This window comes from uncultured Campylobacter sp. (assembly GCF_938045775.1).
Classification (GTDB): domain Bacteria; phylum Campylobacterota; class Campylobacteria; order Campylobacterales; family Campylobacteraceae; genus Campylobacter_B.
Genome location: NZ_CALIBH010000102.1, coordinates 1 through 1,788, shown reverse-complemented (window position 1 = coordinate 1,788; position 1,788 = coordinate 1). Strand labels below are relative to the sequence as shown.

The 1,788-nt window shown below is 42.8% G+C and carries 1 protein-coding gene; it reads right to left on the bottom strand.

Translation table 11 applies throughout. The annotated features are described in order from the left end of the window. Nucleotides 1-298: 298 nt before the first annotated feature. Nucleotides 299-1,642 carry an anaerobic C4-dicarboxylate transporter gene (locus Q0238_RS03970; protein WP_297943111.1) on the bottom strand — a complete coding sequence of 448 codons (1,344 nt, stop codon included), beginning with the start codon at nucleotides 1,640-1,642 and terminating at the stop codon, nucleotides 299-301. Nucleotides 1,643-1,788 lie beyond the last annotated feature (146 nt).

Below are 1,788 nucleotides of genomic sequence, written 5' to 3'. Positions count from 1 at the left end.
ATGAGATTTTTCATATTTTATCCTTGTTTTAAATTTCTTACATTATATGTTTTTTGGCTGAAATTTTGATTTATCATCTAGCATAATATGGGTATGAAATTTCAAATAAAATTTTACTTCCACTCAAATACTACCGGAAGACTTGTAGTTTTTTGCATGCGATTAGAAGTTAAATTTATAAGCAAATATGGCAGACCCCAAAATCGATAGAATTTTACCTACTAAATTATATTAAAGATTTTAAATGGAGCTAAAAATGCGCCGAAAAATTCGGCGCAAATGGAAAGGAATACTAATCTTAGATTAGCGCAGGAGCTACTAAAAATCCTAGAGCGACCGAAAGCGCAACCATAATGGTTCCCGGAAGGAAGAATGAGTGGTTAAATACAAATTTACCGACTCTAGTCGTTCCGGTATCGTCCATGGCGATCGCGCCGAGCGTCGTAGGATAGGTAGGGAGCACGAACAAGCCTGAAACGGCTGCGAACGATGCGACTAAGATCCAAATTTGACCAGAATTTTCAGGGCTAGTCATTCCAAGCGCGGCGGCAACGGCAGGCATCATAACCTTTGTGGTCGCAGCCTGCGAGTATAGCAAGCAGCTTAGGAAATATAGCGCGACGGCTAGTACGAAAGGATACTGCGTAACGACATTTTTAGCTACCTCTTTGATGCTGTCGATGTGACCGTTTACGAAAGTAGTACCGAGCCACGCGATACCGATGACGCAGATGCACGCATTCATACCGCTTTGGAAGGTGCTGGTAGAGAGCAGCTTGCCCGTATCAATCTTGCATAAAACAGCGATAAGAAAGCCGATAGTTAGCATAAAGCTGATGATCGCGCTATCTCTTGAAAGGATCGGTTTTTCTACCAAGCCGACGCTCTTTGAGATCGCAAGCGCATAGCAAACGACGATCAAAACACCGATAGCAAATATAGCAACCGATCTTTTCGCGTAAGGCTTCGGCTCTTTATACTCCTCGGCTTTGATCTCGGCTACAAGACCTTTTGAAAGCCTCTCTTTGTAAACAGGGTCTTTTGAAAGATCAAGATCGTAGAATTTATTTACGATGAAAGCAGTAATGATCATAGCTACGAAGGTAGTAGAGATGCAGATAAACAAAAGCTTAGGATAGCTAACGCCTAGCTTCTCGCATAGACCACTCATAGCGACGAATGCTGCCGAAATAGGGCTTGCCGTGATCGCGACCTGAGATGAAACGACCGAAAGCGCAAGAGGAGCGGAAGGCTTGATATTCTGCGTCTTTGCGACCTCTACGATAACAGGGATCATAGAAAACGCAGTATGTCCGGTGCCCGCAAGTATCGTAAGTAGATAGGTAACGATAGGCGCTAGGTAGTTGATCTGTTTTGGGTTTTTGCGCAAAATTTTAGATGCCACCTGAACCAGATAATCAAGTCCACCCGCGACTTGTAGCGCCGTAATCGCAGAGATTACCGATGCGATAATCAAGATAACGTCAACTGGAATATCTTTAAATTCCACCTTCATGCCCAAAATGGCTAGGACGACAACGCCCAAGCCGCCTGCATAACCGACGCCCATGCCGCCTAGCTTAACGCCTAGGTAGATGCCACCTAACAAAACGATAAATTGCAATATCACCATAAAGTCCATTGCAAAACTCCTTATAAAGTAATTTTTTTAACGGCGCACAGAATTCTAAAGATTTCAGCAGGTAAAATCCGAATTATCTTTATAATTCAGCGGTCGGAATTCTATGCGGAATTTTATCCTAAAATTTCGCAAGTGGAATTTTACTC

Excerpts from the sequence above, each read along its gene's own strand:
- Q0238_RS03970 (WP_297943111.1), bottom strand. The coding sequence starts at position 1,642 with ATGGACTTTATGGTGATATTGCAATTTATCGTTTTGTTAGGTGGCATC.